The 24977-nt window shown below is 72.5% G+C and carries 14 protein-coding genes; 10 read left to right on the forward strand and 4 right to left on the reverse strand.

Features of this window, described 5'->3' with window-relative positions; genetic code table 11:
* Nucleotides 1–38 precede the first annotated feature (38 nt).
* From WMF19_RS24740 to WMF19_RS24760, 5 genes are all read left to right on the forward strand, one after another.
* Entirely contained in the window at nt 39–2396 is a 2358-nt protein-coding gene (locus WMF19_RS24740) for a cyclic nucleotide-binding domain-containing protein (RefSeq protein WP_437901383.1), read from the forward strand.
* Between the two features lie 289 nt (nt 2397–2685).
* On the forward strand, nt 2686–5778 hold the full coding sequence (locus WMF19_RS24745) for a vWA domain-containing protein (RefSeq protein WP_437901384.1): 3093 nt from the start codon (nt 2686–2688) through the stop codon (nt 5776–5778).
* Nucleotides 5779–5789: 11 nt separating this feature from the next.
* On the forward strand, nt 5790–7490 hold the full coding sequence (locus WMF19_RS24750) for a DUF4215 domain-containing protein (protein ID WP_437901385.1): 1701 nt from the start codon (nt 5790–5792) through the stop codon (nt 7488–7490).
* Nucleotides 7474–9954, forward strand: coding sequence for an NAD(P)-binding domain-containing protein (locus WMF19_RS24755; protein ID WP_437901386.1), 2481 nt, complete (start codon nt 7474–7476; stop codon nt 9952–9954). The genes WMF19_RS24750 and WMF19_RS24755 overlap by 17 nt, the downstream gene beginning before the upstream one ends.
* 45 nt (nt 9955–9999) lie before the next feature.
* Nucleotides 10000–11568, forward strand: a complete 1569-nt coding sequence (locus WMF19_RS24760) for a vWA domain-containing protein (RefSeq protein WP_437901387.1) — start codon at nt 10000–10002, stop codon at nt 11566–11568.
* Nucleotides 11569–11607: 39 nt separating this feature from the next.
* Here the strand turns inward: WMF19_RS24760 and WMF19_RS24765 are convergent, their stop codons facing one another.
* Nucleotides 11608–12993: a hypothetical protein gene (locus WMF19_RS24765; protein WP_437901388.1), complete on the reverse strand. Its 1386-nt coding sequence runs from the start codon at nt 12991–12993 to the stop codon at nt 11608–11610.
* Nucleotides 12994–13416: 423 nt separating this feature from the next.
* Between WMF19_RS24765 and WMF19_RS24770 the strand changes: the two genes are divergently transcribed.
* From WMF19_RS24770 to WMF19_RS24780, 3 genes are all read left to right on the forward strand, one after another.
* On the forward strand, nt 13417–13716 hold the full coding sequence (locus WMF19_RS24770; RefSeq protein ID WP_437901389.1) for a hypothetical protein: 300 nt from the start codon (nt 13417–13419) through the stop codon (nt 13714–13716).
* A 43-nt stretch (nt 13717–13759) separates the two neighbouring features.
* Nucleotides 13760–15028, forward strand: coding sequence for an endolytic transglycosylase MltG (mltG, locus tag WMF19_RS24775; protein WP_437901390.1), 1269 nt, complete (start codon nt 13760–13762; stop codon nt 15026–15028).
* A gap of 441 nt (nt 15029–15469) precedes the next feature.
* Nucleotides 15470–16108: a hypothetical protein gene (locus WMF19_RS24780; RefSeq protein WP_437901391.1), complete on the forward strand. Its 639-nt coding sequence runs from the start codon at nt 15470–15472 to the stop codon at nt 16106–16108.
* A 12-nt stretch (nt 16109–16120) separates the two neighbouring features.
* Here the strand turns inward: WMF19_RS24780 and WMF19_RS24785 are convergent, their stop codons facing one another.
* Genes WMF19_RS24785 through WMF19_RS24795 form a run of 3 tightly spaced genes read right to left on the reverse strand, consistent with a single transcriptional unit; the run spans nt 16121 to nt 21032 of the window.
* Nucleotides 16121–17620 (reverse strand): cation:proton antiporter, encoded by a 1500-nt coding sequence (locus WMF19_RS24785; protein WP_437901392.1) that lies wholly within the window; start codon nt 17618–17620, stop codon nt 16121–16123.
* On the reverse strand, nt 17617–18954 hold the full coding sequence (locus WMF19_RS24790) for a cation:proton antiporter (RefSeq protein WP_437330994.1): 1338 nt from the start codon (nt 18952–18954) through the stop codon (nt 17617–17619). Before WMF19_RS24790 ends, WMF19_RS24785 begins: the two co-directional genes overlap by 4 nt.
* The gene (locus WMF19_RS24795; RefSeq protein WP_437901393.1) at nt 18951–21032 is read right to left on the reverse strand and encodes a mechanosensitive ion channel family protein; all 2082 of its coding nucleotides are present in this window, start codon (nt 21030–21032) and stop codon (nt 18951–18953) included. The genes WMF19_RS24790 and WMF19_RS24795 overlap by 4 nt, the downstream gene beginning before the upstream one ends.
* A gap of 204 nt (nt 21033–21236) precedes the next feature.
* Between WMF19_RS24795 and WMF19_RS24800 the strand changes: the two genes are divergently transcribed.
* Nucleotides 21237–22280 (forward strand): glucokinase, encoded by a 1044-nt coding sequence (locus tag WMF19_RS24800; RefSeq protein WP_437901394.1) that lies wholly within the window; start codon nt 21237–21239, stop codon nt 22278–22280.
* Between the two features lie 352 nt (nt 22281–22632).
* Nucleotides 22633–24900, forward strand: coding sequence for a threonine--tRNA ligase (thrS, locus tag WMF19_RS24805; protein WP_437901395.1), 2268 nt, complete (start codon nt 22633–22635; stop codon nt 24898–24900).
* Nucleotides 24901–24977 lie beyond the last annotated feature (77 nt).

Here is a 24977-nt window from a genome sequence, read left to right on the forward strand (position 1 = left end):
GAGCGGCGGCCTGCGTGCTTCGACCAGGAGACCTGCTGATGCCCTCATCAGACCACACCCACGGCGGCGCGCGCGACGCCGGGTCTGACCGCCCCCAGCCGTGGCCGCCGGCGGTGTTCGACGCCCCCTTGCTGCGAGGGCTCGACGAGCGCGCCCGGCGCGAGATCTCCGGGGCGGGGCGGCTCCGCTCCCTGTCGCCGGACGAGGTCGCCTATCGCGCGGGCGACGCCGGCGACGCCTTCTTCGTGGTCGCGTCCGGGCGCGTCGCCCTGCGCGCGACACGCCGCGGAGACGATCGCGATACCGAGGTGCGCACCGCCGCCGCGGGCGACGTCCTCGGCGAGGAGGCGGTCGTGGGGATGTCGCGCAGGACCACCGCAGTCGCGCTCGCCACCAGCGTGCTCGCCGAGATCCCGGTCCACCTGTTCCGCCGCGCCGCCGGCCGCTCCGGCAAGGCCGAGATCGCCGAGAGGCTCGAGCGCGCGCTGCGGAGGAGCGCGACACGCGACCTCCTCAGCACCCTCGCCTTCACGCGTGACCTGGACTCGGAGGACGTCGAAATTCTGCTTGACGCAGTGAGTCATCGGCGCTTCGAGCGGGGTCAGGCCATCTATCGCACAGGCGATCCGGCCGCCGAGCTGTGGCTCATCGCCGAGGGGATGGTGCAAATTCAGACCGAGGACGGAGATCGGATTCATGTGCGCGCGTACCTCACCCGAGGTGACTTCTTTGGAGACGTCGAGCTCGACGAGGGCCGCTGCCGGGCGGCGAGCGCCGTGGCCAGCGGCGCCGCGGCGCTCCTGTCCGTACCGTCGAAGACGTTCGCCGCGCTCGCGCGGAAGCACCCTGATCTGATCCCCCGACTCCGGCGCATCACCGGCGAGCACCACGAAAGGCAGGAGGCGGTCATCGCCGGCCACGCGCGCAATCACACGGCGCACATCTTCCGGGACCTCTATCGCCTTCAGGTCGCGCGGTCGCTCCTGGTCATCGATCTCGAGACGTGCGCCCGCTGCGGACACTGCGCGTGGTCGTGCGCCGACGTGCACGGGGTCTCTCGGCTCGTGCGCCGCGGAGACAAGGTGCGCGCGCGGGTGGACGACGCGGAGCCGGCCGCGCGGAAGGAGGCGCCGCGCAGCCTCCTCCTGCCGAACTCCTGCCAGCACTGCGAGAGCCCCGCGTGCATGATCGAGTGCCCCACCGGCGCGATCGGCAAGGACACCGGAGGAGAGGTGTTCATCCGGGACGCGCTCTGCACCGGCTGCGGCGCCTGCGCAAAGGCGTGCCCGTGGGAGAACATCGCGATGGCGCCGCGCCCCGCGGCCGCGCCGCGCCCGGGAGGCGCAGACTTCGCGGACATCGCCGTGAAGTGCGATCTCTGCCGCGACTACGACGGCCCCGCGTGCGTGAAGGCCTGTCCCACGGGCTCGATCTTCCGCGTCAACCCGGCGGAGGAGATCGCCGACGTGCGCGATCTGCTCGGCGGGGCGCGGCGCGAGCAGGAGCGCTCCGCCGCGCCACGGAGCGGCGCGGCGGTCGTCGCAGGCAGCGCGCTCGCGGCGGCCGGGCTCGGCGCGGCGGGGCTGTCGGCGCACGCGCGCGGCGGCGCGCGCCCGGGCGAGGGCGCCGCCTTCTCGGCGGGCGTCGCCGCCGCGGTGGGCATGGCGCTGCTCCTGCTCTACGCGGTCCCCAAGCGCGCCGGGCGATGGGCGTGGATGCGGCCCAGGCGGCGCGGCGGCGCGGCCGAGGAGGGCGGCGATGCCGCGCCGGTGAAGAGCCGCCTCCGCCCGCAGCTGACCGGGCACCTCGCGATCGGCCTCGTCACGGCCGGCCTCGCGCTCGCGCACGCGCCGTGGCCCCGGTCCGGCCGCCCGACGCTGGGTGCGGCGCTGCACCTCGTGTTCTGGGCCACCGCCGCGGCCGGCGCCTTCACGGCGATCGCGTACCGGCTCGCGCCGCGGCGCCTCGCCCGGATCGAGCGCACCGCCGCGCTCCCCGAGGATTTCAGCGCCGCCCGGCGCGAGCTGCTCGACCGCTTCTACCGCGAGGTGAGCGGGCGCAGCGACCTGGTCAAGAAGATCGTCGAGAAGATCCTCGTGCCCTACCTGCAGAGCCCCCTCGGCCCGCTCGCGCTGCTCGCCTCGGGGCGCGGCCTGCGCGAGGAGGAGCGCGCGCTGCGCGCCCGCGTCGACGCGGTCCTCGAAGGACGCGGCGCGGAGCGGCTCGCCGGCCTGGCGGAGCTCATCCGCCTCGCCGTGGAGCTGCGCGCGCTCCCGGCCCAGCGCGCGCTCCTCGCCGCGCTCCGCGGAGGGCTCCCGGCGCACATCATCACCTTCGGCGTCGCCGCGGCGCTGCTCGTGCTCCACGCGATGACGGCGGCGAGCGTGCCTCGATGAGCGCGCTCCGGACCGGGAGCGCGCGCACGCCGCCCCACACCGCCGCCGCGACGCGCGACGGAGCACCGAGATATCCCGGACTCGCTATGAAATCGTTGCGAGGCATGGCATTTCTTTGTGCGCCGCGCGCGTCTCCGCCGGCGCGGGGATGCCGGCGGCGACGCGCGTGCGTGTGCGCCGCGACCTCTTTTCGCGCATCACGCAACGCACAGGCGAGAGGCCTGGACTTTGCCTTCTGCGCCCAGGTACAATTTTCCCGACAGCACCCTAGTGGAAGGTAGAGAAGCCGATGGCTGGTCCTTCGACCAAGTGGATGGGAGCGCTCTCCCGATCAGGCTCCGCCAGCGCGTGGGCGCCGAGAGCGCTGCTGCTCGTGACGTTGCTTACCGCGTCGGCCCTCATCGCCGGTTCGTGCCATGGAGGCAACAACGGCGGTGAGCCGCCGCAAGGGGGGACGGACTGGCCCGACGGTGGGCCAGGAACGGGCGACCCGTGCGTCGATGGCGAAGAGGTGGAGTGTCACGTCACCGTCGGCGAGCACGAAGGCGTGCTGACGTGCCTCGACGGGATCCGGCGCTGCGAGAACGGGCGTTACGGCAGCTGCGACGGGACGATGACGATGCGGAGATCGCCGTCCGGCTCGGCGCCGCAAGGGGGCGGTGAGAGCGGGTATCCCCACCCGCTCGCCAACTCCGACGCCTCCGACGGCGGCCTGTGCGCGACCAACCCGTGCGATCCGACGTGCCAGTCGTTCGAGGAGACGCCGGACGGGGGGCCCATCAGCCTCGGGGGGACCGGCCCGACGTACACGTGGTCGGTCGGCGACATCAACGAGCTGCCCGAGAACATCGCGCGGCAGGGCACGCACCAGCCGTGCACGACCAGCGAGGACTGCCAGTTCGACCAGTACTGCGACAATCCCGCGCGGGGCGCGTGCGTTCACGATCCGTGCGGGACCGGCGTGTCATTGCTGGAGAATTGCAGCGGGTGCGCCAAGAAGGTCTGCGCCGCGAACCCGAACTGCTGCACCTATACGACCATACCGGCCGACTGCGGACACGACGCCTGCGTGGCGGCTCCCGGCGCCGCGACCAACATGACCACGACCTGCGGCGACGCGTGCATCGCGACCATCTGCGCGAACCATCCGCGATGCTGCGATATCACGTGCGGCTCGTCGACGGACTGCACTGCCGTCATCGGCATGTACAGCGCATGCGTCTACCCAGGCCGCTGCAACCCGCCCAGCATGGGGCCCAGCGCCAACATGTGTCCTCCGGGAACCGTGCTGACGGGTGGCCGCTGCACCGGGGTCTGGAGCGCGACCTGCGCGGGCTATGTCGCCACGGAGTGCGGTGGTAAGACGTGCAGCGCGACCGTTCCGAAATGGGACGCGAGCTGCGTCGCCCTGGCCGGGTCGCTGTGCGGCTCCACCTGTGACACCGATCCCGGCTGCGCGCACGACAAGTGTTACACCGGCGAACGGCTCGTTCCGTCGTGCAACCCGTGCGTGCAGAGCATCTGCGCGACGTCGCAGGGCGCGAGCTGCTGCTCGCCGACGGGCGAGTGGACACAGAGCTGCGTTGACCTTGTGGAGAGCGTCTGCGGCGAGACCTGCCCGCAAAAAGGCCTCTGCAAGTCGTACATGCCGAACGAGACGGACCCTACGTGCGCCCTCCCGGACCTCACGATCGGCGTGCCCTGCGGCGGGACGGTCCCGGTCTGTAACCGCGGCACCACGCAGGCGCCGGCCGGCATCGCCATCCACCGTTATCCTGCCGGCGCAAACCAGCTTCCGTCCTCCGCCCCGAACCGGGTCCTGAACGCGTGCAGCCCGAGCGGCGGCACCCTCGCCTGCACGACGACGCAGCCGATCGCCCCGGGCGAGTGCATCAGCGTGGCCGGCTGCACCGGCCTCGCCGCGGGGATGGAGCTCATCGTCAATCCCCCTGGCGCTGGGCAGATCGCCGAGTGCCGGTGCGGCAACAACGGGAGCATCTATCAATCGGCCATGTGCGAGTCGCCCGCCTGCATCGCCACGGCCAGCGTGTCGCTTGTCAGGCCGGTCACCCTGTTCGTGGCGGTCGATCGGTCCACCTCGATGCGGCGGTCAACCATCGCGACGTACGACGACACCATCAACGATCGATGGTATCCGGCGACGGACGCGCTCAAGGCCTTCTTCAAGGATCCGGCGTCGGCCGGGCTAGGCGTCGCGTTCCGGTTCTGGCCGCACAACAACCCGGGCACCTGCGATGGCTCCTCCTGCCCCGCCGGCGGAGGCGGCTGCGCGAACCCGCTCGTCCCGTTCGATGGCACGGCGGCCCGGCGGCTGACCGAGGACCCCGCGCCGTGGGATCAGCAAGAGAACGCGCTCGTCAACGCGATCAACAGCGTCGGTCTGCCCAGCGGCGAGACGCCGATGTCCGTGGCGCTCGACGGCGCCACATCCTGGGCGATCACCTACAAGAACGCCCATCCCGAGGAGGAGGTCGCGGTCGTGCTCGTGACCGACGGCATCCCGTCGGACTGCGACACCGTCCCCAACCACATCGGGACCCTGGCGCGAAACGCGTTCGCAAACCACGGCGTCCGCGTGCACGCGGTGGGCTTCGGCAACTCGAACGCGGAGATCATCAACTCCATCGCGAATCAAGGCGGTGGACAGGCGTTCAACCTCAACGCCGGAACGACCTTGCAGACCAACCTCCTCAATGCGCTCGTCTCGATCCGCGGAGAGGCGCTGCCCTGCGACGTCACCGTCCCGACCGCGGGCGTCTCGGATCCCGCGTCGGTGTCCGTCGTCTACGAGACCGCCGCCGGCGTGGAGACGACGCTCACGCCCCGGGCCGGGATCGGCAGCTGCGGTACGGGCTGGTACTTCGAGTCCGGGAACACGAACGTGAAGCTCTGCCCGCAGACCTGCGCCAACATCCGCGGGAACCCGGGCGGGAAGGTCCGGGCCATCGTGCCGTGCACGACGACGAGCGTCACGGCCATCACCACGAACTGGGAGCAGTACCACGGCGTCTGTCCGCCGGGGACCAAGACCCAGTGGGGATACCTCAGGTACAGGACGACGACCCCGGGCGACTCGAGCGTCGAGTTCTTCGTGAGAGCGGCGGATGACCCCGCCGACCTCGCCTCGGCGACCGTCAGGCTCGCCGCGACCGCCCACGCTGCGCCGACCGACACCCGGATCTGCGATGAGACCTCGGCGCCGCCGTGCGCGGTCGATCTCTTCGACGTGCTGCAAGAGTTGCCGGACGCTCGAACGGAGTACCTCGATGTCCGGATGAGGCTCAATCCGACGAGCAGCGGAGGGGGCGGCGTTCAGGTGCAGGACTGGGAGATCACCTATTCATGTCCGGATACAGAATGAGCCGAAGCACCATGGCAGCCGCGCTGGTGTGCGCGGCAGGGGTGATCGCGGCGTGCGGCGGCGATGACGAGGCCGGGCGGCCGAGGCCCCCGGGGCTCTCGAGCGGGGCTGGCACGGCTGGAGGCGGCGACGGCGGCGGGGGCAGCGGGGGCGCCCCGCCGGGCGACTGCGGGAACGGCGTCGCCGAGCAAGGCGAGGCGTGCGACGGACCCGACCTCGGGGGCACGACCTGCCAGAGCCTCGGCTTCGATGCCGGCGAGGTCCGGTGCAGCCCAGAGTGCATCCCCGACGCCTCGGGCTGCACGGGCGTCGAGGTGTGCCAGGACGGGCGGGATAACGACGGCGACGGCGCCGTCGACTGCGACGATCCGGAGTGCGACGAGGCCTGCGCGGACATGTGCGCCGCGCCCGTGGCGCTCGCGGATCCCGGGGCCACGACCGGCGACACCAGCGGCCACGCGGCCGTCCAGAGCAGCTGCTCGCTGGAGAGCCCGGGCGTCGCCTACACGTTCACCGCGACGACAACCGGGTTCCTCGACGTGGTGCTGACCCCGCACACGGACGCGCCGCTCGTCGCCGAGCTGCGCAGCGCCTGCGACGATCCCACGACCCGGGTCGAATGCGGCATGCCCAGCATAGGCGCCGAGATCGACAACCGGCTGACCGTGCCGGTTCGCGAGGGCGATGCGTTCTATGTGATCGTCACGGGAGCCGACGCGGACCAGGCAGGGGCGTTCGAGCTCGGCGTGCGGAGCCGACAGACCGCCTGCGGGGACGGCATCCAGGATCCGACGGAGCAGTGCGACAACGCCCTCGGTCAACCGGACGACGGCTGCAGCGATAGCTGCCAGCTCGAGGCGACCGAGGTGGAGCCCAACGACACCATCGCCACCGCCAACACCTACACCGTTCCGTTCTTCGCCGCGATTCATCCACCGACCGATGACGACGTGGACGTCGATGTCGTGCGCGTCACCGTGCCGAGCGGACCGACGGACCTGATCGCGGAGACCGCGGCCGTCACGAGCTCCGACTGCCTGACCGGCCGGCTCGACAGCGTCATCGAGATCCTCGATGAGAACGGCGGGCTGATCGTGCGGCGCGACCGCGGGGACAACGGCCTTTGCGCCCGCGCCGTCGCGCCGTCGCTCGCCGCGGGCGATTACTATGTTCGCGTCTCCTCCGTGCTCGGCTCCGGAGCGGCGACGTTCCCGTACCGCCTCGACGTGACGCTCGTCCACGAGGTGTGCGGGGACGGCACGATCAGCGCGGGGGAGCAGTGCGACGACGGCAACACGGACGCTCTCGACGGGTGCAGCGCCCGCTGCCGTTTCGAGCTCGACGAGACGGAGCCCAACGGCACCCCCGCGCAGGCCAACGCGTACGCCGCCTCGTGGCTCGCGGAGATCTCGCCCGCAGGCGACGTCGACGTGATCGCCGTGAGCGTTCCGGGGCCTCGCTCGACGCTGTACGTGAACGTCGGCGATAACAATACCGAGGCTTGCCTGAGGGGGCAGATCGACAGCTACATCGAGATTCTCGGCAATGACAGGACCACCGTGCTCGCGTCCGACGACGATTCGGGGGTCGGCTATTGCTCCTACGCCTCGCTCACCGACCTCGCCGCGGGCACTTACTATGTGAGGCTCCGCGCCGCGCCGCTCGTCCCCGATGCGACCTTCTTTTATCGATTGAATGTCACGCTCCTCTAGCCCGACCGGCGGAGGCCGCCGGACGGCGGCGCCGCCATCCGGCGACGCGGACGACGCGGCGCGCCCTCCCGATCCCACGAGGACGCTCTACCGCGCCGATCTCTCCGATCCGCGCCAGCGCGCCGCCCAGCCACGGGAGGTCGTGCGGGGGCGCGCCGCGCGCCGCGCCGAGGCGACCTCCGACGTCACCCGCTTCCGGGGCGTGCTGCCGGCCACGCTCGCGGGCGCCGTCGCGACCGGCGCGGCGGCGCTGCTCTTCCCGCCGCCGGGGGGGCACGCGGCGCCGGGGCCGCTCTCGCTGCCCCATGCGCGCGCGCAGCTCGCGTGCGCGTCCTGCCACGCCGAGCAGGCGCCCCCCGCGCCGCAGGAGGCCGCCGCGGCGCGGGAAGCCGCGGCCTCGCGCGGAGCGGCTGCAGGCGCCCGCGTCGATCAGGCCTGCGTGGGGTGCCACGGCGTCCACGGTTCCACCCGCAGGAGCCACGGGCAGCTGCTCGCGAGCGGCGCGCTGGGCTGCGCCACCTGCCACCCCATCCACCGCGGCGATCAGGGCGTCGTGTTCGATCCAGCGAAGCCGCCGGTGCGCTTCGCGCCGGGCGCCGAGGTCGAGCTCCCGAGGTCAGCCTTCCGCCCGGGCCAGCCGGCCACCGTTGCGATCGTCACGGCCGGGAGCTGCGCGCCGTGCCACGACCTCGCCGCGCCGCGAGATCCCATCGCGCGCTGCCTCGTCGCGGCGCAGGCGCCGCTCGGCGACGCGCGTCCGATCACCTGCTTCGACGAGCACCGCCCTGCCCTCCCCGAGGACGCCGCGACTGGCCGCGCAGGTGGCGACACACGCCCCGCCGGCCGCAACGCCGGTCGCGCAGGCGGCGACACCAGCCCCGCCGGCGTCTGCGGCGGCCAGCACACCGAGGACCGCGCCCTCGCCTGGGATGCGGCGCGCGACGCCGCCACGGCCTTGCCCCTCGTGAAGGCGGGCGCCACGCCCGGCGCGCCCGCCCTGCTCTGGATGGGCGCAGGCCTCGCCGCCGCCGCCCTCGCGTTCGCGGGCGCCCGCGGCGGCCACGCGCTGCGCGCTCGCCGCGCGCGGCGAGCGGCGCGCGACGCCGGCGGCGAGGACGCGATGCTCCGCCCCGCGGCGCGCGTGCGCCTGCCCCGGATCGACACGACCACCTGCCTCGGCTGCTACGCGTGCGTCGACGCGTGCCCGTACGACGTGCTCGCCGTCGAGAAGTACGTCGCGGTCGTGGCCCGCCCCGAGGCGTGCTGCGGCCTCACCCTGTGCGAGCAGCGCTGCCCCAACGGGTCGCTCACCATCGAGGGCGGCGCGCCGATCGCCGATCGCCCGCGCCTCGGCGACGACCTCGGCAGCCTCGATGTGCCAGGACTGCACCTCGCCGGCGACGTCACCGGGCTCCCGCTCATCAAGAACGCCATCCACCAGGGCGCGCACGCCGCGACGCGCATCGCGGAGGACCTGCGGCAGGCCGGCCCGCGCGGCGCGAGCGGTCAGGAGCTCGATCTGATCATCGTGGGCGCAGGGCCCGCCGGGATCAGCGCCGCGCTCCGCGCCAAGGAGCTCGGCCTCTCGTTCGAGGTGATCGAGCAGGGCAGCGTGGCGCAGAGCATCCAGAGCTTCCCGCGCGGCAAGCTGGTCTTCGATCAGCCGCTCGACCTGCCGATGACCGGGAAGCTGTGGCTGAAGGAGTCGACCAAGGAAGAGCTGCTCTCCCACTGGCTCCGCATCGTGCGCAAGGAGCGGCTCCCGATCCTGCAGGACACCCGCATGGTGTCGGTCGCCCGCGCGGCCGGCGCCGGCGCGCCCGCCGTCGACGCGACGGCCGGCAGAGGCGCGCCCGCCGAGGCGAAGGCCACGGCCGGCTTCGTCGTCGTCACCGAGCCGCGCGAGGGCGGACCGCGCACCGAGCGCCACGCGCGGCGCGTGCTGCTCGCCATCGGCCAGCGCGGCTCGCCACGCCGGCTTCCGTTCGAGCTCTCCGCCGAGGTGGAAGGTCGGGTGTACTACCACCTCGCCGACGCCCGGAGCCTCGCCGGCAGCCGCGTGCTGATCGTCGGTCTCGGCGATGTCGCCATGGAAGCCGCGATCGCGCTGTCGCGCCAGCCGGCCACCGACGTCACCGTCGTCTACCGCGGCGCCGGGTTCCGCCGCGGGAAGACGCGAAACATCGAGGAGTTGCGACGGCTTGCAGCGGCGTCCCGCCTCTCGCTCCTGTTCGAGACCGACGTCTCCGCCCTCGCCGCAGATCCGGGCGGCGCGCTCGTGGCGACCCTCGCGTCGCCCTCGGGGGTCCGGGCGCACCCCTGCGACGCCGTGCTCGTCCTGATCGGGAGCATCCCGCCATGGAGCGCCCTCCGCGCCGCCGGTATCCGGCCGACCGCGGAGCCGTCAGATCGTTCCGCGCTCGGCGACGTACAAGGGACCACGCCCGCGGTCCCCGCGCCGTGAGTCCGTCGTAAGCTCGAGGGGCCCAGGCCGTTCTCTGGAGGAGCCATGAAGCCGATCCACGTCGCCCTGTTCTCCGCCCTCGGCATGATGTTCACGAGCCTCTCCGTCTACTCCCTGGCTCCGTCCGGGGGCGGGAGCTCCGTCACGGCGGTCCCGGAGGTGATCACCGAGCCGCCCCGCCAGATCCCCGAGGTGACGGGCGGCGCCGTGGCGGCGATCGATCCGAGCCGCTTCACCACAGGATCGAGGCTGATGCTGGAGGGGCGCGTCGGTCACGCCCGCCTGCCTCGCTCGGCGCACGAGACGTTCCTGATGTTCGAGGTCCGCGGCGATGGGGCGCCCGCGAGGTCGCAGGCGCAGGCGAACCTCTCGCTGGTCATCGATCGATCCGGATCGATGAAGGGCACCCGCCTCATGAACGCCGTGCAGGCGGCGACGACGGCCGTGAGCCGCCTGAACGACGGCGACGTCGTGTCGGTGGTCACCTTCGACACGAGGACCAGCGTGGTCGTGCCGCCCACCACCGTCGGGCCCGACACGCGCGGCCGCATCCTCGCGAGCGTGCGCGGCATCTCGCTCGGCGGCGACACGTGCATCTCGTGCGGCATCGAGGAGGGCCTCTCGCTGCTCGGTCAGACGAGCGGCGGCGTGAGCCGGATGCTCGTCCTCAGCGACGGCGACGCCAACCACGGGGTCCGCGACGTCCCCGGCTTCCGCGCGATGGCGCAGCGGGCGCGCGATCGCGGCGTCGCCATCACGACCATCGGGGTCGACGTCGATTACAACGAGAAGATCCTGTCGGCGATCGCGCTCGACTCGAACGGCCGGCACTACTTCGTCGAGAACGACGCCGCGCTCGCGCGCATCTTCGAGGCGGAGGCCGAGCAGCTCACGGCGTCCGTCGCGAGCGGCGCGGAGCTCGCGATCGACCTCGCGCCCGGCGTGGAGCTCGACCGGGTCTTCGATCGCTCGTTCCGGCGGGCCGGCGGTCAGATCATCGTGCCGCTCGGCGCGTTCGCGGCGGGGGAGGTGAAGACGGTCCTGCTCAAGGTGCGCCTCGGCGGCCTCGCTGGCGACGCGCGCGGCGACTCCCCCGTCGCCGACGTGGGCCTCACCTACCGGGACCTCGTCGCCAGGACCGACGCCCGGTGCGTGGGCAGGCTCGGCGTCGCGATCGCGGACCGCGACGCCGACGCGAGCGAGCTCGACGCGCTCGTCGCGGGGCGCGTGCAGCGCAGCGAGACGGCGGCGGCGCTGAAGCAGGCCAACTTCCTGTTCGAGCAGGGCCGGCTCGACGAGGCGCGCAGCAAGCTCGGCGCGCAGCAGGAGTCGCTCAAGAAGGCGGCCGACAAGGCGAAGGCCAGCGCCCCGGCGAACCGCGCGAAGGACGTGGCGTCCGATTTCGAGGGCCAGCTCGCCGCGCTGGAGCGGGCGGGCACGGACTTCGCCACGCCGCCGACGTTCGCCACGCCGCCGCCCGCCGCCGCCGCGGAGCCGGGCGGCTTCGCGCAGGCCCCGGCGGCAGCGGCGCCGCGGCCCGCCCCGGCGCAGTCCCGCCAGGGCAAGAGCGCCGTCCGCCGCAACGAGGCGGAGGCCTTCGATCTCGCGCGCTGACGCGCCGCTCGGGACGAACGGCGCATGCCGCGCACGCCCTCAGGGAGTGAGCTGGGCGAGGAAGACGTCTCCGCTCCCCGCATCGATCAGTGTCGTGCCACCGAAGTTCACTGACCCGAAGAACAACCCCGCAACGACAGCGTTCCCGTTGCTGTCGATCTTGAGGGACGAGACGCCCTGCACGTCCGTATCGCCGTACCTTTCACTCCAGATGTGGGTGCCGCTGTCATCGAACTGGGCCACGAACGCGTCGTTGTTGCCTGCGCTGGTCAGCGTACCGCCGCCGAAGTCCACCGCGCCCACGATGTCGCCGGCGACGAAGACGTCCCCCGAGCCGTTGATCGACACCGAGCTGGCCGCGTCCGAGTTCGTGTCGCCGAACGTGTGGTTCCAGAGATGCGTGCCGCTGTCGTCGAACTGCGCCACGAAGATGTCGTTGTTGCCCGCGCTGGTCAGCGTGCTGCCGCCGATATCGATGTCGCCGTCGAAAGAACCGACGACGACCACGTTCCCGAGGCTGTCGGTCGCCACGTCGGTGGCTAGTACAGTTCCGGAATTGCCGAACTCGCTTTCCCACAGGTAAGTCCCGGAGCTGTCGAAACTGGCCACGTAGCCATTGTAAAGAGCCGGGAAGGTGGTAGCGGCGGTCGGCCCGCCGCCGAAGTCCATCTTGCCGGCATACCACCCCGAGATGATGATGTTGTCGTTGCCGTCAACCGCGAGAGCGTAAGCCCCCCCGTCGTGAACGGCCGAGGGGGTGCCGAAGAACCGCCCGAAGATGGGACTCCCGGAGCTGTCGAGCTTCGCCAGGAAGACTTCATTGGAGGAGCTAGTCCCGGTGTCGCTGCCGAACGTGAGGGTACCCCAATAGTTCCCCGCGATGATCACGTTGTCCGAGGAGTCCACCGCAATCGCCGTTCCCTCGGCGTATTGGTTGGAGGTGAAGCCAGTACTCCACACCAGGTTGCCCGAGGCGTCGAATTGCTTGATGAAGATGTCGGCCAAGGTGAAGGTCGGGTCGTAGGCGGAGCCGATGACGTTGACGTTGCCCGCGCTGTCCGTAGCGACGTCCCTCACGACCATAGCCGGCATTATATGGCTCCAGAGATAGCCGCCGCTGTCATCGAGCTTCGCAATCATGCACTCGGATCCTGTCGGGACGAGCGGCCCACCGCCGAAGTCCATGGCCCCATCCGAGCACGCGGTGATGATGATGTTATCGGACCCGTCCACAGCGATCTTGCTGGCGTACTGAAAGGAGGTGTCGCCGTAGCGCTTGCTCCATCCGTGAACCAGCGGCTGCCGGGAGGTGGTGACAGGCTCCGAGGTGCGAGGCTCATCGCCATCGGGTAGCGTGCCGCAACCGGCATTCAAACAAACCACGGACGCCACACTGACCAGCTCAGCAAACCACGATTTTCGCATGATAATACGCTGCTCCTTCTCGGGTGAACCCGGGACATCACCGCCACACCGGCGACACGATCGACGCAACACCCCTGCACCGCAGATAGACCGCTAGGCACACGACGGGACGTCAACGGTTTGTACCCTTGATCACACACATACAACTTGTCAAGCAATTTTGATTCTTGCGCATCCGGCAGATCCGGCGGTGATCTCCGCAGACTGAGACCAGGCATCAGCCTGCGGGGCGCTGGCCCCACATTTCATCGCAAGGCCATATGACCGGCACTGCCATGCGGACATGACGATCGTGCGCCAGCGCCGGCGGAGAAGTCGCGTGCTTCGTAACCTGTGGGAGCTCACGGTGGTGTTCCGCAGATGCAGCCGTGATATGTCACGCAGGCGGCGTGACACGTCACGCAGGCGGCGTGACATGTCACGGTGGAGCGTGTTCATCACGGGAGCTTCGCGGGCACCTTGAGCTTCGGTGGCACGTCGCTGATCAGCCTGAGGACGAGCGACGGCTTCGTGATCCGGTACGGCAACGCAGGCCAGGCCCCAGCGGCAGCGGCGCCGCGGCCTGCCCCTGCGCAGTCCCGCCAGGGCAAGAGCGCCGTCCGCCGCAACGAGGCGGGGGCCTTCGATCTCGCGCGCCGACGCGGGTCGAGGCAGACGGCGTGCTCCAGCCCCAACCCTGAGCGCGCGCTCCAGCCTCTGCCCCGCAGCGACGCGGGGCGTTGACGGCGTTGACACGCGTCGGGCTTTCGGGTTTTGACTGCCGGCGGTGGGCGTTCGACCTAGGGCGAGTCGGCCGGGAAACCGCCGGACGGGTGGCGACGGCGCGCAAGGCTCGCCGCCGCGCGACCCGTCGTCCACGCGGAAGACGACCCCCGCGCGGCGCGCGCGGGGCGCGGGGCAGCGCTCGCCGGCGTCGCGGCGCCCTGCCCAGCCCCGGGCCGGGCGCGGGCGCGCGCTGCTCCTCGGGCTCGCGGGCGTGGTCGCGGCGGCGTGCGCGGCGCTCCTCGCGCTGGTGTTCGGCTTCGGGCGCGCGAGGGCGCCGGACCGGGGGCGCGTCGTGGAGATCAACTGGCCGGACGGGCTCGACGCGGGCGATGCGGCCGCGCTCCTCGCGGCCGAGGGGCTCGTCGAGAGCGAGCGCGCCATGGCGCTCTACCTCGGCGCGACGGGCGGCACCGAGGCGTTCGTGCCGGGCCCTCACCTGCTCTTCGAGGGCGCGACGCCGCGGGAGCTCCGGCAGCTGCTCACGCGCGCGGAGGGGCGCCCCACGGCGAAGCTCACGATCCCCGAGGGCTTCAGCCGCTTCGACATCGCCGCCCGGCTGGAGAAGCTGCGCATCGCCGGCAGGAAGACGTTCCTCGCGGCCACCGCCGACGCCGCGCTCCTCGACGCGCTCGGCATCGAGCGCGGCGGCGCCGTGGGCGCGGAGAGCGCGGAGGGGTACCTCTTCCCGGCGACGTACGAGCTCGCGCTGGACTCCGACGCGCGCGACGTGGCGCGGCGCCTCGTCGCCGAGTCCGACCGGCGGTGGAGCGCGCTCGCGGCGCAGGGGAAGGACGGGCTGGCGGCGCTCCAGGCGACGCTCGGCTGGGGTCGCCGCGAGGTGCTCACGCTGGCCTCCATCATCGAGAAGGAGGCGGTCGTCGAGGAGGAGCGGCCGCTCATCGCGAGCGTGTTCCTGAACCGGCTCCTCGATCCGAGCTTCCGCTCGCGCAAGCTGCAGTCCGACGCGACCGCGCTCTACGGCTGCGTCGCCTGGCCCGAGGAGGCGCCGTCGTGCGCAGAGTGGAGCGGCAAGCCCACGCCGGCCGTGGTGCGGGATCCGAAGAACCGCTACAGCACCTATGCGCACCCGGGGCTGCCGCCCGGGCCGATCGCCAACCCTGGGGCGCCGTCGATCGCGGCCGTGCTGGCGCCCGCGGCGACGAAGTACCTCTATTTCGTGGCCGCGGGCGGCGGCCGCCATCGGTTCAGCGAGAGCCTGGACGACCACAACGACGCCGTGCAGAAGCGCAGGGACGCGACGGCGCCGTAGGCGCGGCACACGGACGCAATCCAGCACACAAACTACGGCTTCCGGCGCGCGTCGGAGACCTTCCGACGCGCTCTGGAACCTTCCGTCGCGGTAACGAAGCCTTCCCGCGCGTTCCGGAGCACGAGATTTCGCGGACTTAGCGGCGCCCGCCGCACCGTCGGCGCCATCCGGCGCCCGCCGGGGGACGAATTTCCCGGCAAATTCCGCATCCCACCCCGCGTCGGAAGCTTTCGGAGCGCGTCGGAAGCTTTCGGAGCGCGCCGGAAGCCTTCGGGCCGGCGCCGGACCCCTTCCCTCAAGCAACGGAGTCCCTCGCGCGCATCACGGCGGCTCTCCGCGCGCAGCGATCGGATCGTCGTTCCTCGCGTTGCCTCGGCCGCGCTCGCGCCGCGCCCCGCTTCCTGGATCTGCGCGCGCCGCCGTGTAGATTCGCGCGCCATCATGCGCCGTCCCGCTCCGCTCCTCCTCGCGCTCTCCGCTCCCCTCGCCTTCGCTGCCGCCGTCGCCAGCTGCTCGCCCCGCACCGCGCCCGCGGCCGAAGTGACGCAGGCCGCCTCCGCGACCGCCGCGCCGTCAGCTCCCCCTGACCCCGCCGCTTCGGGCCCGAGCGCCGCTCCCGCCGCCAGCGCTGCCCCCGCCGCCAGCGCAGCACCGGCCGATGCCAGCGCAGCACCGGCCGATACCAGCGCCGCGCCTGCCGCCGGCGCCGCGCCCGATCCGGCGGCGCCGGCCGACGCCGGGCCGCTCCCGAAGGTCAAGGTCGCCAACATCGGCATGCACATCGGCGGCGGCCCGCACGACGACTTCACCAAGGAGCCGATCAAGCGCTCGGTCGCGCCCCACTTCGACGAGTTCCGCCGCTGCTTCGCGCTCGCCGAGGACCCGACCAAGGGCGGCGACTTCGGCATTGATCTCCGGATCGAGCGGGACGGCGGCAAGGCCGAGGTGCGCAAGCCCCGGACGGCGCTCAAGGGCAAGGCGTTCACGCAATGCGTGGTCGGCGTCTTCGAGCGGATCGACTTCCTCAAGCCGAGGAAAGGCCCCACCGTGGTGAGCTACTCGCTCCGGTTCACCCCGTGACAGGGCCGCGGCTCACCCGTGGCGCCCGAGGTTCGGCAGCGACCCGCGCGAGGCCTCGACCGCCGTCTCGCCGGCGCGGTCGAGCGCGTACTTGAAGAGGATCGGGCCGAACACCTCGTTCAGCGCCACGCACCCGACGACGAGCGCGCGGAAGCCGGCGCCGAGGCTCGGGAACGCGCGCTCGATGGTCAGGCTGATCCCGAGCGTCAGCCCGGCCTGCGAGACCAGCCCGCACCACGACCACTTCCTCAAGAGCGGCGGATCGTCCGCCAGCCGGTTGCCGATGCGGTTCGCGACCCACGTCACCAGGGCGCGCGACGCGCCGAAGAGCAGCGCGACGGGCCACATCTGCCGCAGGAGCGGCAGGTCGAGGTGCGCGCCGGCCGTCGCGAAGAACAGCACGAACACCACGCTCGCCGCGTCCTCGACCGCGTGCACCAGCTTCTCGCCCTGCTTCGACAGGTTCGCCACGACGAAGCCGGCCACCACGAAGACGAGCAGCGCGTCGAAGCGGAGGTACCGAAGCACCTCCGTCGCGCCGAAGCCGAGCGCCACGAACACCAGGATGAGCTGGCGGCCGAGCAGCCGCATGTAGGCCGCGAGCGCGAGGCCGAGCGTCGTGCCGATCGAGATGCTCCCCAGGATCTCGCGGCCGAGCAGCTCCATCTCGTGCATCGACATCGTCGTGCCCGGCTCGAGGAGCGGCCGCACCGTGGAGAGCGCGACCGCCGTCACGACGATGACGATGATGTCCGACGTCATCACGAACGCGAGCGTGTGCATCGCGACGGGGCCGGTCGCGCGCGTCTGGGAGAGGATCCCGAGCACGGCCGAGGGGCTGCGGGTCACCGCGATGACGCCCCACAGGACGGCCACGCCGAACGCCGCCGTGGTCGAGAGCTCGGCCGCGAACGGCACCAGCGAGCGCGCCGCGTAGAAGACGCCCGTCATCGCCACGAAGACGAGCGCCGTCTGGACGACGTTGTGCAAGAGGATGCTCTTCAGGCTCTTCTTGACGACGTCGATCCGCAGCTCGGCGCCGCCCGCGAGCGCGATGAGCGCCAGCGCCAGCGCGTTGACCCGCGAGATCTCCTCCACCGCGTGGTGGTCGACGAGCCCCAGGACGTGCGGGCCGGCGACGATGCCCGCGAGGATGTAGCCGGAGATGTGCGGCAGGCGGAGCGGCTCGACGAGCTCGCTCGCGAGCGTGCCCGCGAGCAGGAGGAAGCCGATCGAAGCGACGGCCCCTGCAGGCCCGTGTTCGTGAGGGACCGCGCGCGTCGTGGCGTAGAGCAGCCCGAACAGGATCACGAGCGCGACCGCGTGCGTGAGGTGGTTCAGCGGCCCCTTGGGGGCCGACCCGTGGTGGCGCGCGGAGGACGCGCCGTGCTGCTCGGCGGGCGCGGCCGGATCGGCCGGCGCGGCCGGGTCGGCGGGCGTGACCGGGCCGGCCGGCGTGACCGGGCCGGCGGGCGCGGCCGGCTCGACCTCAGGGAGTGCTGCGGCGCTCACGGTGACACCTCTTCATTCCTCATCCCTCCCCCACGCTGCGCCGCGGGCGACGGCGGGGCGCCCCTCTCGCCTCCCTCGCCCGGCGCGGCGTCGCGCCCGGCGCGGCCCAGGCCGCGGCCGAAGAAGAGCGACTCCCGCTCCGGCGCGGCGAGCTCGCCGGCCTTGCGGAGCGTGGCGCGCAGCGCCTGCGGCCCGACGAGCTCGCCGAACACGGCCGCGGCCGCCGCGGCGAAGAGGACGGTGTGCCCGACCGGGCCCGGGAAGCGCAGCGCGAAGGCGAGCCCGACGCTCATCGCCACCGCGCCGGACGAGAGCAGCCCGAGGCCGAGCCACGGCGACGTCTCGCGCGCGTCGGGCGACACGACGCGGAAGACGAGCCCGGTCGCGAGCTTGCCCACGAGCCTCGCCCCGAGCGCGATCGCCACGATCCAGGGCAGGAACGGCGCCGCCTTCGGGTTCACGTGCGCGCCCGCGAGCAGGAGCGCCGGCAGGATGACCGGCCGCTCGGTCGGCGCGACCATGGCGACGATCTCGTCGCGGTGCCGCGAGATGGCGGCGATCGTCACGCCCATCGCGAACGCCGCGAAGAGCGGCGACAGGCCGACCCGGGCGCTCGTGCCCATCGTCAACAGCGAGGTGCCGAGCAGCACGCCCCAGCTCTGGATCAGGCGGAAATCGCTCCCGAGGAGCACCACCGCGATGAGCCCGAGCACCACGCCGATGAGCGCCGTCACGACCGTCCACCCCCAGAACGGGATCGGCCACTGGGCCGTCGCCTGCGGGACGAGCGCGAACGCGCCGCCCATCATGAGCAGCGGGCCGAGATCGTCGCAGTCGGCGATGTCAGCGATGAGATCCGAGAGCTTGCCGCTCGCGCTGTAGCGCTGCGCGACCCACAGCACCGCGTGCCGCGTCGTCTCGGCGGAGACGGCGCCCACGCCCGCCGCGAGCAGCGCGCGGTCGCCGCGCTCGAGCGAGGGAGCGCCGTACGCCGCCGCGAACCAGACCGCGGCGGCCACCGCGCCGCCGGTCAGGAGGCTCATGAGCACGCAGAGCGCCATGCGGGACGGCCGCACGCGGCGGCTGCCGACGAAGCCGAAGTCGAGGCCGACGACCAGCGCGAGCCAGCCGAGCGCGACGCCCGCCACGGGCTCGAACGCGGCGAGCGACGAGGGCTCGAGCAGCCCGAGCGCCGAGGGTCCCAGCACGAAGCCGAGCACGACGTACTCGGCGCCGGAAGGGAGGCCGATGCCCCGGAGCACGCGGCCGCTGACGAGCGAGCTGCCGAGGTACGACAGCACGAGGAGCCCCATCAGGAGCCAGACGGCGTTCACGAGGCAGCGCCCCGGTCGACCGGCGCGGGCGCGGCGCGCCGCGCGCCCCCGGAGGACGCCGGCGCGCGCCCGAGCTGGATCTCCGCGGCGACGAGGGCCTGCGCCACCGCGATGAGCCACCGGCTGCGCACGTCGTCGCCGTCGCAGGCCATCGTGGCCCGGAAATGAGCGCCCCCCTCGTCGATCGCGACGAGCGCGGCGCGGGCCCGGCTGCCGAGGCCCGAGCCCGTCTTCAGGAGCAGCTCGCGCACCCGCTCGAGATCGGCGGCGGGGTCGACGCTGATCTCGACGGCCACGACCGGAGGGCGGCCGCGGATGCGCGTCGGGTGGAACAGGCTGAGCAGGTGCGGCACGCGAACGACGCAGCCGTCCTCGTCCTCGAGGCGCGCCTCGATCAGCGTCAGCTCGCGGACCCGCCCGGCGCGGCCGCCCACGTCGGCGATGTCGCCGACGCGCAGGCGCCGCCCGTAGATGACCGAGAGGCCCACGGCCGCCGACGCGATGAGCGGGGCGCTGGCGAGCCCGGCCGCCGCGAGCACGACGAAGCCGATCCGCGTGAGCGCCCCCTCGTCGGTGCCGGTGATGAGCGGGGCCGCGAGGAGCAGCGCGGCCACGAGGATGCCGAAGCGGACAAGGACGCCGGTGGCGACCGCGAGATCGGACGGGAGCCACCCGAGCGACGTCTCGCCCCGGCTCACGCTCCCGAAGAACAGCCCCACGAAGCGGATGAGGACGACGACCGCGAGCGTCGCGAGGATCGCGAGCACGAGCACCGGGACGCTCCGCGCGATGCGCCCCATGAGCTCCGACATGGGCGCGAGCACGAGGCCTGTCAGCTTCTCGCTGGTGCCGCGCGTGGAGGCGAACAGGGAGAGGGCGAAGAGGATCCAGATGTAGGCGATGCCCAGCCGGACGAGCACGCCGGCGGCGCCGAGCGCGACCGAGAGCGCGCCCTGCGACGCGGCGGGCCGGAGCATCTCGATGCCGCGGACGTGGAGCGCCGGGAGCCGCTCCGGGTGCTCGGCGACCCAGGCGTGCCCTCGCTCGACGAGCTCGCCGACCTTGCGGAGCAGGAGCAGCGCGATCAGCCCGGAGAAGACGAGCAGCGAGAACGAGAAGACGCTCGTCGCGAGGCGGCTCCGGCTCTGCTCCTTGGCGAGGACGTCGCGCACCGTGCCGGCGACCGCGGCGGCGTGGGCCGCGACCGTGGTGTGGCCCGCCGCCGCCGCGTCCTCGGGGCCGAGGTGGACGAGCGGGCGGTCGCCGACGTAGACGACCGCCACGCCGTCCTGCTCGTCGACGCGGACCTCGGGGACCGCCTTCTCCTGGGCGGCGCGCTCCAGCACGCGCGCCGCCTCGCGGGCGCGCTCCGGGGGAGAGAGGCTGCCCCGGTGCACGCGGAGGGCGAAGACCGTCCTGCCGAGCAGCTCGACGCGCGCCTCGGGCTGCTCGACCACGGGAGGCGAAGGCTGGGGCTCGGGAGCCACCGGCTCGCCCTGGTCAGCGGCCGGGGCCGGCGGCCCGACCGACGCGGACGCCGGCGCGACCGGCGCAGGCGGCGGCGCGGGAGGCCGCGCGACCGGGGCGGGCGCCAGCACGACCTCCGCGGACGCGGGCGTGGCCGGCTCGGGCGATGGCACGACCTGGACGAGCGGCGGCTGCACGGAAGCCGGCGCAGGCGCGAGCTGCGTGGGCTCGAACGCGGCCTGCGGGGGCGCGTGCTGCGAGGGCGCGGGGGCCACCTGCGACGGCGCGAGCCAAGCCTGCGAGGGCGCGGGGGCCACCTGCGACGGCGCGGGCCAAGCCTGCGAGGGCGCGGGGGCCACCTGCGACGGCGCGGGCCAAGCCTGCGAGGGCGCGGGCCTGGCCTGCGAGGGCGCGGGGGCCACCTGCGACGGCGCGGACGCGGCCTGCGACGGCGCGGGCGCGGCCTGCGACGCCGCGGGCGCGGCTTGCGACGCTGCGGGCGCGACCCGCGAGGGCGCGGACGCGGCCTGCGCCGGCCCGGCGAACGCAGCGCCGGCGGGAGCGATGAGGCCGGCAAGCGCGACCAGGAGCGCGGGGAACAACCGCTGCACGCTGGCACTCTCGGCCGGAGACAGGCCGCCGGTCAAGCGGCGCAGGACGCGAGGCGGCCTCGGCCGCCAGCCCGCGACAGGCGACGCGCGATCGCCTCGCGGTGGTCACGCGCGCTCGAGCCCGCCCGGAAACCTCGATCCCTCCGCGCTGGCTCAATGATGGATCGCCTTGCCGCCGAGGCAGGGCGCTGGCAGGGCGCCGGCGTGGCAACGACCAAGAGATCGGTGGCCCCGTCGCTGCTCGTCGGCGACATCGGAGGCACCAACACCCGGCTCGCGCTCTACAGCGCCTCCGGCGGCCGGCCCCTCTCCGAGGCCGTCTTCCGCAGCCGCGAGCACGCGAGCTTCGAGGAGATCGCCCTCCCGTTCCTCGTGCGCAGCGACGCTCCCCACCCCGCCGTCGCCGTGCTCGGCGTCGCGGGCCCCATCAAGGACCAGGTCGCCACCGTCACGAACCTGCCCTGGCGCCTCGCGGAGCGCGAGCTGTCGCGCCGGCTCAAGATCGCGCGCGTGCTCCTGGCGAACGACCTCGTCGTCGGCGCCACGGGCTGCCTGCACGTCGCCCGCGCGTCCATCGAGCCGCTCACGGAGCGCAGGCCGCGGCCGAAGGGGAACAACGTGGCCGTCATCGCCGCCGGCACGGGGCTCGGCGAGGCCCGGCTCATCTGGGACGGCGCCCGCCACGTCACGCTCCCGACCGAGGGAGGTCACGCCGACTTTGCCCCGCGCTCCGCGGTCGAGGCCGAGCTGTGGCGCTTCCTCGCCGAGCGCCACCCGGACCACGTGAGCTACGAGCGGGTCCTCTCCGGCGACGGGCTCGGCGCCCTCTTCGACTTCTTCGCCCGCGCCGCCCGCGTGCCGCGCGCGATCGAGCGCCGCCTCGCCGAGGGCGACCGCAACGCGGCGATCGCCGAGCTCGGTCTCGCCCGCGCGTTCCGGCCCGCCGCGCGCGCGGTCGACCTGTTCGTCGAGATCTACGGCGCCGAGGCCGGCAACCTCGCCCTGCGCGAGCTCGCGCTCGGCGGGGTCTTCGTCCTCGGGAACATCGCGAGGAGCCTCGTCACCCAGAGGCGCGAGCTCTTCATGAAGTCCTTCCTGAAGAAGGGGCGCCTCACGCCGCTCCTCGAGGGGGTGCCCGTCGCGGTGGTCACCGATCCCCTTGTCGGCGTGCGGGGCGCGCTCGCCTTCGCCAGAGGGCTCTCCGCCGCGGAGCGGCCACGGGCCCGCGCGGCGTCCCGGCGGTCCTGACGCCCCGTGTCCTCGCGCCCATGACGGAGGCATGGAGTCGCGCGCGCGACTCCATGCCTCCTGTCGAATCGGCGCCGTCGGTCCAAGGCGGATGAGCGCGAGTTCGCCCCGAGGCACCGAGAGGCCATATCGCCCGGCGCCGCCTCGAGCCGGGCGCGCTCCGAACAGGAGCGGCCGAGCTCCTCGCGCTCGGCCTCACGCGTAGCCTCACGCGTAACCTCACGCGTAAGCTCACGCGTAGATCGAGCGGCCGCGCGCGGCCTCGCGGCGTTGACACGTTGGAGCCACGGTGCTTTAAGACCGCCCCACCTGACGCTCGTACAGTCGGGTAAAAGGAAAGAAAGGTCACGTCATGGCAACTTCGGTCATTCTACCTGATGGGAAGGCCCTCGCGCTCCAGGATGGCAACACGGCGTTCGACGCCGCCCGGGCCATCTCGCCGAGGCTCGCCGAGGCCGTCGTCGTCGCGCGCGTCGACGGGGTGATCCAGGACCTCCGCGTGCCCCTCCGGGACGGCGCGAAGCTGGAGTTGCTGAAGGCCGATACGCCCGAGGGCAGGGACACGATCAACCACTCGGCCGAGCACCTCCTGGCGACGGCCGTGCTGCGGCTGTTCCCGGGCGCCAAGGTCACGATGGGTCCGAAGAACCATGGTGACGAGTTCTATTACGACTTCGATGTTGCCGGTCGGACCTTCACTCCTTCCGACCTCGAGCAGATCGAGGCCGAGGTGAAGAAGCTCATCGAGCAGAAGATCAAGTTCGAGTGGCAAGTCGTCCCCAAGAAGGACGCGCTGGGCGTCTTCGAGGGGCTCGGGCAGAAGAACGAATACAAGACGGAGATCCTGTCCTGGATCCCCGAGGACAGCGTGTCGATCTACCGCTGCGGCGAGTTCGTGGATTTCTGCCGCGGCCCGCACCTGCCCCACGCGGGGTTCATCAAGGGGCTCAAGATCACGTCGTCCTCGGCGGCCTACTGGCGCGCCGACGCCACGAAGCAGTCGCTCCAGCGCGTGCGCGGCGTGGCCTTCCCCAACAAGGACGACCTCGACAAGTACGTGCGCCGCCTGGAGGAGGCGAAGAAGCGCGACCACAGGACGCTCGGGCGGGATCTCGAGCTCTACCTCGTCTCCGAGCGCTACGACACCCACGCGTACTCCGAGAAGGACGAGATCGACCTCTACGTCGGCGTCGACGCGGAGGCGCCCCTCGACCGCGCGCTCGTGGAGCACGCCCTCGGCGCCGCGGCCTCGGCGTTCCCCGGGCGGACCATCCGGCGAACGGTGAAGTTCGGCGAGGCGCCGAAGGCGTCGGCGGACGGCGCGGGCGGCAGCAACGAAGAGGCGCGCCCGCGCCTGCACGTCCGGCTCCGCGGCGCGGCGGCGCAGGAGTCGAAGAGCGCCTTCAGGGCCGCGGTGAGCGCCCGGAAAGACGCCGACGTCGAGGTGCACTTCGAGCCGCACTTCGTCGAGGAGATCGGGGCCGGCCTCGTCATGTGGCTCCCGAAGGGCGGGCTCCTGCGCACCATCATCGAGGACCAGTGGCGCAAGATGCACCTCGAGGAGGGCTACGACATCGTCTACTCGCCGCACATCGCCAAGGCGGACCTGTGGAAGACGTCGGGCCACTGGGACTTCTACCGAGAGGGGATGTTCTCCCCCATGTCGGTCGACGGGCACGACTACTGCTGCAAGCCGATGAATTGCCCGTTTCACATCCTCATGGTCAAGAGCCGGACGCGGAGCTACCGCGAGTTCCCGATGCGCCTCGCGGAGCTCGGGACCGTGTACCGGTACGAGGCCGCGGGCGTCATGCACGGCCTGATGCGCGTGCGGGGGTTCACCCAGGACGACGCGCACCTGTTCTGCCGCGCGGACCAGGTCGAGCAGGAGATCCACCGCGTGCTCCGCTTCATCCTGAAGATGCTCCGCACGTTCGGGTTCGAGCAGTTCGACATCAACCTCTCGACACGGCCGGAGAAGTACGTGGGCGGCCTGGAGGACTGGGCCAAGGCCGAGAGCACCCTCGCGGGGGCCCTAAAGGCCCTCGGCCTCGAGTACACGGTGGACCCGGGCGGCGGCGCGTTCTACGGGCCGAAGATCGACATCAAGCTGGTCGATGCGCTCGACCGCAGGTGGCAGTGCTCCACGCTCCAGTACGACTTCAACAACCCCGAGCGCTTCACGCTCGGGTTCGTGAACGCCAAGGGAGAGCTCGAGCAGCCGATCATGCTCCACCGGGCGCTCCTCGGCTCGATCGAGCGGTTCATCGGCGTGCTCCTGGAGCACCACGCGGGCGCCCTGCCGGCGTGGCTCTCACCGGAGCAGGCGCGCGTCGTCACGGTGTCGGACAAGCACAACGACCACGCCGAGCAGGTCACCCAGGCGCTGCGCGCTCACGGCATCCGGGCGAGCTTCGTCCGGAGCTCGGAGAAGCTCGGCGCGAAGATCCGCGAAGCGCAGGTCGAGAAGATCCCGCATATGCTGGTCATCGGCGACAAGGAGGTGGAGGCGAAGGGCGCCACCGTCCGGCTCCGTGACGGGAGCGACCGCGGCTTCATGAAGACCGAGGCGCTCGCCGAGTTCTTGCGCGAGCAGTGCGCGATCCCCGTCGTGACGTGACGTTCACCCGCGGCGCCGTGGGGCCCTTCTCCAGGGCCCCCGGCGGCGGCAGCCTCGGCTGCCCGCTCGAACCGGCG

It is taken from the genome of Sorangium sp. So ce124 (genome assembly GCF_051525235.1).
Lineage (GTDB): Bacteria > Myxococcota_A > Polyangia > Polyangiales > Polyangiaceae > Sorangium > Sorangium atrum.